Source organism: Rhodospira trueperi, from assembly GCF_900101965.1.
GTDB lineage: Bacteria > Pseudomonadota > Alphaproteobacteria > Rhodospirillales > Rhodospirillaceae > Rhodospira > Rhodospira trueperi.
This window is the reverse complement of the sequence record NZ_FNAP01000002.1, coordinates 409,673-418,875: the sequence shown is the minus strand read 5'-3', so window position 1 is coordinate 418,875 and position 9,203 is coordinate 409,673. Positions and strand designations below refer to the sequence as shown.

Annotated in this window: 7 protein-coding genes; 6 read left to right on the top strand and 1 reads right to left on the bottom strand. The window is 67.6% G+C overall.

Features of this window, described 5'->3' with window-relative positions; all coding sequences use genetic code 11:
- Window positions 1-232 precede the first annotated feature (232 nt).
- From rpmE to hypE, 6 genes are all read left to right on the top strand, one after another.
- Window positions 233-451, top strand: a complete 219-nt coding sequence (gene rpmE, locus BLS85_RS05185) for a 50S ribosomal protein L31 (RefSeq protein WP_092783130.1) — start codon at window positions 233-235, stop codon at window positions 449-451.
- A 297-nt stretch (window positions 452-748) separates the two neighbouring features.
- Complete coding sequence (locus tag BLS85_RS05180) at window positions 749-1,024, top strand: FliM/FliN family flagellar motor switch protein (RefSeq protein ID WP_092783127.1); 276 nt, start codon at window positions 749-751, stop codon at window positions 1,022-1,024.
- A 275-nt stretch (window positions 1,025-1,299) separates the two neighbouring features.
- Window positions 1,300-1,779 carry an L-2-amino-thiazoline-4-carboxylic acid hydrolase gene (locus BLS85_RS05175; RefSeq protein ID WP_176793382.1) on the top strand — a complete coding sequence of 160 codons (480 nt, stop codon included), beginning with the start codon at window positions 1,300-1,302 and terminating at the stop codon, window positions 1,777-1,779.
- Window positions 1,780-2,119: 340 nt separating this feature from the next.
- Window positions 2,120-4,057 (top strand): cobaltochelatase CobT-related protein, encoded by a 1,938-nt coding sequence (locus BLS85_RS05170; RefSeq protein ID WP_092783121.1) that lies wholly within the window; start codon window positions 2,120-2,122, stop codon window positions 4,055-4,057.
- A gap of 188 nt (window positions 4,058-4,245) precedes the next feature.
- On the top strand, window positions 4,246-4,500 hold the full coding sequence (locus BLS85_RS05165) for a hypothetical protein (RefSeq protein ID WP_143027094.1): 255 nt from the start codon (window positions 4,246-4,248) through the stop codon (window positions 4,498-4,500).
- 368 nt (window positions 4,501-4,868) lie between these two features.
- Complete coding sequence (gene hypE, locus BLS85_RS05160) at window positions 4,869-5,912, top strand: hydrogenase expression/formation protein HypE (RefSeq protein ID WP_092783115.1); 1,044 nt, start codon at window positions 4,869-4,871, stop codon at window positions 5,910-5,912.
- A gap of 28 nt (window positions 5,913-5,940) precedes the next feature.
- Here hypE and BLS85_RS05155 read toward each other — a convergent pair whose 3' ends face one another.
- Window positions 5,941-9,168: a CapA family protein gene (locus BLS85_RS05155; protein WP_092783112.1), complete on the bottom strand. Its 3,228-nt coding sequence runs from the start codon at window positions 9,166-9,168 to the stop codon at window positions 5,941-5,943.
- Window positions 9,169-9,203: the final 35 nt, after the last annotated feature.

Genomic DNA, 9,203 nt, shown 5'->3' with positions numbered 1-9,203 from the left:
GGCTCCGGTTCTGGGGGGCAGACGCCTGTTGAATCACCCTCGAATCCCGTTCGCCACTGAAATCAGCCCTCGGCCGTTAACCTGAGCCCGTTGCCCTGGTCACAGCGGTCAGACTCTTTTCGCGGCCCTGATCTGCGCCGAACGCCCCCTGGTGGCGCCCCACCGCAACCGGAGCCTTGCGCGGCACACACCCGGTCGGTATAAGGGCCGCTTCTTGCGCGGGAGAGCCCTCATGAAAGCAGACATTCACCCCGAGTACCATGAAATCACCGTCACCATGACGGACGGCAGCGAGTTCAAAACCCGCTCCACCTATGCTGGCGATTCCATCCGGCTGGACATCGACCCGAAAAGCCACCCGGCCTGGACGGGCGTGCAGCGGCTTGTGGACACCGGCGGCCAGGTCGCGAAGTTCAACAAGAAGTTCGCGGGGTTCGGCCTGAAGAAGTAATCCCCGGATTCCGGCGCCTGACGCCGGACGCCGGATGATCAGCCGTCTTCATGATGTCTGGACATCAAGGAACCGGACAGCACCGCTCGGACTCCGTCCCCCGTCGGGGAAGGTGGGGGCGGCTCACGCTCGGGCCTCATGACGGATACCCACCGCACGCCGTCTGAACCGGTGGCAGGCCCACAACGAGACCGCCTGCCGGGCGATAAGGCGGCGTTAACCCTTTCAGTGTAACGCTTGAGGCGACTCGGAGCGGCCACCGTCGCCGCTCCTCCCAGCGTCCGGATCGTCCGCCCCATGGCCAGCGAAACCAGCCCGACCGGCCAACAACAGGCCGTCTACAACGTGCCGGTGGAAATCGCCGTCGTACTCGGCAAGGCCAACCTGCGCGTCAACCAGCTCCTGAAACTCGGGCGCGGGGCCGTGGTGGAACTGGAGCAGAAGACCAGCCAACCGGTCGAAATCTACGCCAATGACATTCTGGTTGCCCGGGGCGAGGTCGTCATCACCCAGGGCGACAAGATCGGCGTGACCCTGACGGAACTGGTCAAGAGCTACAATCAAGCCCGCTGATCCCGCCGGACGAGGCGTTCCAACACATTCCTCCGTGGTTCCGCACACCGTGTGGGGCAGATTCGCCACGCATGGCGGGGCAATCCGTCCAGGTCGGTGCCGCAGCGCAAGGCCCGCGGCGGCGCGGCGGTCGCGTGCGTCCAGCGTCGTTGTTTGTGTATCGTGGACGGACGCACCGTGTGCCCGCCCCGCGCATCACCAATCCCGGGCCCCCTTCAGGACTTCCCGGTCCGTCGCCGCTGCCCAGACCAACCGTGACCACCTCAGGAGGCACCATGACCGAACTGTCGAACATCGACCGCCGCCGCATCCAGGGCGAGGTCATCAAACCCATCTACGACGAACTCCTGGCCGAGATCGGCGCCGAGCGGGCGCGCGCCCTGCTCTCCCGCGCCATCACGCGCTCCGCCGAGGCGGAGGCCAAGCGGGCCGCCGCCGCCGAGCCGGACGGCGAGACCTCCATGGCGCGCTTCACCGGCATGTTCCGCCGCGTCTACCTCGACCGGGGCCTTGAGGGCGGGCTTGAGACGACTCTGCACAGCGAGGGGGCGGACCACCTGGACTTCGACGTCACCCGCTGCCGCTTTGTCGAGATGTACCGGGACCTGGGGCTGGGCGACATCGCCGACGTCCTGTCGTGCAATCGCGACGGAACCTTCGCCGAGGCCTACGATCCGCGCATCCACCTCGACCGCGCCCAGACCATCGCCCAGGGAGCGCCGTGCTGCACCTTCCGCTACCGATGGAGTGAGTAGGCACCCGCCGTTCTCAGTTTGGCCGCGCGGCCTCCGAAGGGAACGGCTGTGAGCCCCAGGCACAAGCCGGACTCCCTCCCCTGGATAGGGGAGGGTTGGGGTGGGGTTGAAAAAAAGGCCAGTGGGGTTGATGCGACAGGCGAGATCCGTGTGGAAATCACCTCGCCCCCCTCCCAACCTCCCAACCTCCCCCCGGAGGGGGGAGGAGTCAGGCAAGCACCGGCCGCAACCGGCATTCACCCTCCATCCTGAGAATTGCTGAGTAGGCACACGGGCGCTTGCGCCGTCGTGGCCGACCGATTAGGTCTGAGCCACTCTGCACACCTCAGCCAGGGTCCCCATGACGCCGCCCTCCCGCACAGGCCAGAACCGCGCGGCCGATACCGCCACCGACACCGTCAAGCGCGCCACCTCATCGTGTCTGCGCGCCCTGTCGGCGGTCAAGGACGTCACCGTCACCTACGCCCCCGGCGCCGCGCACGCCAGCGGCGGACAGGCCCGTCTGCCGCAGCCGGCGCGCCGCCTGGACGCGGAACAGGTGACCCGCCTGCGCGCCACCGCCGATGGGCTGGCCATGCGGCTGCGCCATCACAGCGCGCGGCTGCACGGTGGCCTGATGCCCACCGGGCCGGAGGCGGCCGAGGTCTTCAACACCCTGGAACAGGCCCGGGTCGAGTCCCTGGGCGCGCGCGCCCTGCCCGGCGTGTCGCAGAACATCGCCCGCGCCCTGGAGGACCGGTTGGTGACCGACGGCTACGACCGGGTCACGCATCCCGACCAGTTGCCCCCCGGTGAAGCGGCCCGCCTGCTGGCGTTCGATCGCTTCGGCGACGTCCCCCTGGGGCCGACCGGGTCCCGCCTACTGGCGATGGCCCGGCGCCGCCTCCAGGCGGGTCCGGAGCGACTCGGCGAAATGGCGGACGCCCTGGACGAGCAACGCACGTTCGCCCGGGCCGTGCGCCACTGGCTGGACGATCTCGGCCTGGAGGCATTCGTCGACCGCGAGCCCGATCCGTCCGAACAGGAGGCCGACGAGGACGCCGGGGACGAGAACGACAGCGACGCAGAAGAAGGCGACGGCCAGACCCCCGACAGCGCCTCCGCCGCCGGCCCCGACAGCGCGCCGAGCATGGACGGCGGCGAGTCCGATGGCGAATCCGGCGACGAGGACATGGACGCCACCGCCGAGGCCATGCGCCTGGGCCAGGGCACCGAGGAGCCGGGCGGCCGCCCCGGCAGCCGCCGCGACAACGCCGATCCGGCCGATCCGGCGCAGGCGCTGTACCGCGCCTACACCACCCAGTTCGACCAGATCGTCGAGGCCCCCGACCTCGCCGACCCGGAGGAACTGAACCGGCTGCGGGCCCAACTGGACGGGCAGTTGATCAACCTCCAGGGCATGGTGGCGCGTCTGGCCAACCGCCTGCAACGGCGCCTGATGGCCAAGCAGCAACGCGCCTGGGAGTTTGACCTGGACGAGGGCATCCTGGATGCCGCCCGGCTGGCCCGCATCGTCGCCAACCCGATGAACTCGCTGTCCTACAAGCAGGAGAAGGGCACCAAGTTCCGCGACACCGTGGTCACCCTGCTCATCGACAACTCCGGGTCCATGCGCGGCCGGCCCATCTCCGTGGCCGCCCTGTCCGCCGACATCCTCGCCCGCACGCTGGAACGCTGCGGTGTGAAGGTCGAGATTCTGGGCTTCACCACCAGCGCGTGGAAGGGCGGCAAAGCGCGGGAGCACTGGGTCGCCGACGGCAAGCCGCACGCGCCGGGGCGCCTGAACGACCTGCGCCACATCGTCTACAAGGCCGCCGACGCGCCGTGGCGCCGGGCGCGGCTGAACCTGGGACTGATGCTGCGCGAGGGCATCCTGAAGGAGAACATCGACGGCGAGGCCCTATTGTGGGCGCATCAGCGCCTGCTGGGCCGGCCCGAGGCGCGGCGCATCCTCATGGTCATCTCGGACGGCGCGCCGGTGGACGATTCCACCCTGTCGGTGAACAGCGGCAACTACCTCGAACAGCACCTGCGCGACGTCATCGCCATGATCGAAAACCGCTCGTCGGTGGACCTGATCGCCATCGGCATCGGCCACGACGTCACCCGCTACTATCGCCGGGCGGTGACCATCATGGACGCCGAGGATCTGGGTGGCGTGATGATGACGCAGTTGATCGACCTGTTCGAGGACGAAGGGTCGCTGCGGGGCACCATGGCCCCGATGCCCGAACGCCCCACGTTCACCGCGCGGCAGACATCGACGGGCGTGATCTGACCGGACATGCGTTTGGCGGATGTGCGCCCGTCCGGCGGCTAGCCGGAGGACGGCGGCCGTTCGGCGTGCCGTGTCCAACGCTCGTCATCTGCATTCAGCGAAGGGACATTGATATCCCTTCGTTTTTTGTTTTTATGCGCACTGTGTGCGCTTTTTTGTTGCCAATTCCAGACTGTCATAATAGTGTAATGATCACGGCGATGGTCGCCGCCCAACACGCGTTGGAACGGGAGGGCATCACAATGCTCCGTTATCTCGTCTTTTTCCGCTACGGCATGGCGGCCCGCAGGCACCCCTACATGGATCATGTGCCGGCTGAACAGGCGGCATTCGCGCGCTGCCTGACGCGTTCCACACCGTTCCCGCGGGCGCTGGCGGCAGCCCCGGCAGGCAGGGACTCGTTCGACGACGTCCCCATGGTGTTCCGGATGGCCGCTGAGTAGGGGGGCTGGCGGCGGATGGAGCACGTTCCCTCATCCGCCGCGCCCCCGCTCCCATGCCGATTGGCCGCACACAGTCCTCATTCCGTCCGGCGGCTTGCCGCTCCCAACAACCAATGCCTCGTCATTGCGAGGAGCGGAGCGACGAAGCAATCCAGGGCGGACAAATGCGTTCCGTGCCCTGGATTGCTTCGCCCGCGTCTGACGACGCGGGCTCGCAATGACGGGTTATGCGACCGAACGGGTCCGCTCCTGTCTGGTGCGCTGCCGGTCGCCTCGATCCGGGCTTGATGGTCTCCCGCGTCCCCCGATAGGGTTCAGGCTTCTTCTTCATCCACGACTCGTGGCCGACGCCTGGAAGATCACCGGACATGCCCGCCCGCAGCGTTCCCCCGCTCGATCTCCGATCCGCCCGCGTGGAGATGGCCCACGGCGCCGGAGGCCGCGCCATGGCCCAGCTGATCCGCGAGGTTTTCGTCGCCGCGTTCGATACCGAGTCGCTGAGGGCCGGTGACGACTTCGCTCGCCTGTCGGTGCCACCGGGCCGGCTGGTCATGACCACGGACGGCTATGTCATCACGCCCCGGGTGTTTCCGGGCGGAGATATCGGGTCCATGGCCGTGCACGGCACGGTCAACGATGTCGCCATGTCCGGCGCCCGGGTGCTGTACCTGACCGCCGGCTTCATCATCGAGGAAGGGCTGCCGCTGGCGGATCTGGCCGCCGTGGCCGACAGCATGGCGCGGGCGGCGCGCGAGGCCGGCGTGGCCATCGTCACCGGTGACACCAAGGTGGTGGAACGCGGCGGCTGCGACGGCCTGTTCATCACCACCGCCGGGGTCGGCGTGCTGACCGACGACCGCCTGGACATCGCCGGTAACCGCGCCCGCCCGGGCGACGCCGTGCTGCTCAACGGCACCATCGGCGACCACGGCGTCGCCGTCATGTCCCGGCGCGAGGGCCTGTCGTTCGAGACCCCCATTCTCTCCGACAGTGCCGCCCTGAACGGGCTGGTCGCCGACATGGTGGCGGCGGTGCCCGAGATCCGGGTGCTGCGCGACCCCACCCGGGGCGGCGTGGCGGCGACCCTGAACGAGATCGCGGACCGCTCCGGCGTGGGCGTTCTGGTGCGCGAGGCGGCGGTGCCGGTGCGTCCGGCGGTGCGGGGCGCATGCGAGTTGCTCGGCCTCGACCCGTTGACCGTGGCCAACGAGGGCAAACTGATCGCCATCTGCCCGGCCGACCGGGCCGAGCCCCTGCTGGCGGTCATGCGGGCGCATCCCCTGGGGCGGGACGCGGCTGTGATCGGCGAGGTCCTGGACGACCCCGACCATGTGGTCCAGCTTGAGACCGCCCTGGGCGGCCGGCGCGTCATCGACTGGCTGGCCGGCGAACAGCTTCCCCGCATCTGCTGACGAAGCGTGGTCCCGCGCCCGGGTGGCATCACTCAGACGCCTGAAGAACGGCGGTGCTGTAGAGTCGAATCCCCGCCCCCGCGTTCGGATGAATGTGGTCGATCAGATAGCGCGCCGGAGTCTCGGTGCGAAACACCCTGTCCAGCGCCGGATTGGGGTCGATGAACAGCATCCCGTTGGCCTCGGCGTAGGCATCGAGCGCGGCGCTGTAGCGGTCCCGCAACGTCCGCACCTCGGTCGGCTCAAGCGGCGTCACCGGATCGTAGTGATCGGTTGTCCACGGGGCGATCAGCACGAAGCGGGCCCGGGGGGCGGCGGCCCGGATCCGCTCCACAAGGGCCTCGACGGACTCGATGAAGGCGTCGGCCGTCATGGCGCAGATGGCCGGGTCGCGGTAGCGGATGTCGTTGGTTCCGACCGCGATGACGAACAGATCGGCCCCGGTCTCGACGATCTCGTCCGCCCGCGCCAGCAGCATGCCAATGGTGTGCGAGTCCCATGCCCGTTTCTCGATCCGCGCGTCCGGGAACAGGGCGGCCAGCGGCTCGTACCAGCCGTACCCGCCGTTGCGCGCGCCCTCGGTGACGCTGTCGCCGACGAACGTGATGGATCGCGCCTCCGACATCCAGGCGTACAGCGTCGACGAGCGCCTCTCCTCGCCGACGATGTCCAGGGGATCGGACAGACGGCGGTAGGCGTGGCCGTCGGGAAGCAGGTAGTGCATACGCTGGCTTTGGTCGAAGCTAAGGGACCGGCCGAGCATCGTATTCGTCACCAGGGTCTGCACCTCGCGCACCCGCGCCATGTCGTGGTCGCTGAGGCCGGCCCGCAGCTCCGCATTCCGCGCGATGTCGTGGATAGGCACGGCGCTGAACAGGCCCCCCGCCGGGGCGTGCGCCCACATCGGCACGATCCCCGCCGCCACCGGCGCGCCCGTCCCGGGGTCCAGATAGGTCTCGACGATGGCCATCGCGTCGCCGTCGTCTTCCGTGTAGGCGTTGACGAAGTTGCCCGGGCAGTACAGCACCAGCGCCGCGTCGCGTCCCGGCCGGTGCGACGGCCGCCACTCCAGCGGCTGAACGGCGTGGGGATGGTCGCCGAACACGATGTCGGCGCCGGCCTTGATGAAAAGGTCCATCCAGGTCCTCTGGAACCGATCCGGCACGTGCTCGAACTGCGTGCCCATGTGGGGCAGCACGACAATGGTATCCGGGTTCAGCGCCCTCGCCTTGGCGAAGTCATCCAACACGGCCTGTCTGGCCGCGGCGAAATAAGGACTGTCGGGCGAGACGATGGCCGATGTGATGTGCCGGTTCTCCGGTTCGAAAAAGAACGCGTCCTCATAGTAATTGCTGCCGTAGGTGTAGGACAGAACCGCGATGCGCAGGCCGTTGACGGTGACGACCGCGATCTCCCGGTCTTCCTTCTCGCGCGCGTCCCTATAGGAGCCGGTGTACCCCAGGCCGATCCGGTCCAGAACATCGAGCGTGCGCAGCGCACCCTCGACCCCGAAATCCATGACGTGGTTGGTCGCCGTGGTGACGAAATCAATGCCGGCGTCTTTTACGCTTCGCGCGAAAGAGTCAGGGAAATTCAGGTAAATCGGGATGTGGTCGTCGTAGGAACTGGTGGAGTAGCCCACGGCGGCGCCGGCCATCGGCCCCTCGAAGACACCCAGGGACAGGTCGGCGCGCGTCAGGTACGGCTTGGCATGGCGGAAGACGGGATCGAAATCATGGCTGTCCGTCTCGGCATCGTAGGCCGCGAGGACCTGATCGCGCAGCAGGATCAGGTCGCCGACGAACGAGACCGATACCGCCTCGTCGATGGCGCGCGCCTGCGTCTCGGACAGGACGCGGTCAACGTCGGCGGCTCCGCCTTCCCTGCCCGCCTGGGACATCCGGTCGGCCACCCGCGCGCCCCAAGGCAGGTCACTGTGCGTGGCGACCAGCCCCAGGGCGATCCCGAGCCCTCCCGCCACGAAGACGGCGCGCAGCGCGCGCCCACCCGAGCCGGCACCGGTCGGCGGCAGCACGACGGCGACCGCCCCGTCCAGACGCCGATTGACGGGCCGCGCCACGGTGTCACTGCCCAGCACGGCCGTGACGGCGAGTGTGGCCAGCGCGATCCAAAGCCATCCGGTCACCGCGTCGGCGGCCAGGGCGGGGACGGCCAGCACAAGCAGGAGCGTGAAAATCCGGTGGCCGACGTAGACGACCAGGGAGTTCCGCCCCCAGGTGTTGACCGGTCGCAGCGGTGCCTCCGGCGTGACGGCGACGAGCGCGGCGATCATGAACGCGGCCACCGCGAGGACCAGCACACGAACCCCCAAGGCCTGCAGAACCTCCGCATGGCTGGCGGCTCCATAAGAACGCCAGAGCAGATCGTCCGCCGCGACCAGGCCGCTGTGAGCCAGACCCGCGACAAGAGCGCAGGAGACGACGAACAGCATCGGGGCGGCGCCCTTTCTGTCCCGCAACGCCCGTCTGAAGCGCATGACGGAGGGTTCGGAGATCAGCGCCCCGGCGACGAAGAAGGGATACAGGGCGACGATCTTCTCCCATTCCCAGACGATGTCCAAATCGCGCGGGACAAATCCGACACAGATGGACAGAAGCAGACTGATCGGAAAGATCAGGGCAAGGTCCCTGACAAAGCGCCACGTCAGCCTGTAGACGAACAGCGCGAGGAGATACCAGCTTGAGTAATAGAGAAACAGAATGGACAGATCTCTCCCGTCAAAATAATAGGCATAGATCATCATCGAGAAATTCAGGAGACAGAAAAGAACGAACAGTCTTCCGGCGCCGCGTGCGGACAGGCTGTTCTCACTTTTAGAAAAATAGCCGGATACGAAAATGAAGGCCGGCATGTGGAACATATAAATAAAACGAAAGACCCAATCAAAAACCTCGTACGCCTTATATTCATAGACGAAATGCCCGAAGACGACCAGAAGGATCAGAAAACCTTTCAGGTTATCCCAATACGCGGCGCGCGCCCGTGTCGGCGCCCCGCCGCTCTCTGTTCCTGGTTCCCGTGTCGACACCGCATGCGCCTCCGGGCAGACGCCCCTCCCCGCACAGTCTACGCGCCCGCGAACCGGCCTGTCACCTGCCCGTGAGAGGCGGCCGCCGCGCCGCCGACGGGCTGACCGGGGAACAGCGTCCCCGCGTCGACTGACTTGGCGCGCCGACGGCACCCTTGACACCCCGATCCGTATTCCGGACAAAGAGCGTCGGATTTTTGGGCACATCCCGCACGATCCTGACCGGATCGCAACGACGATGG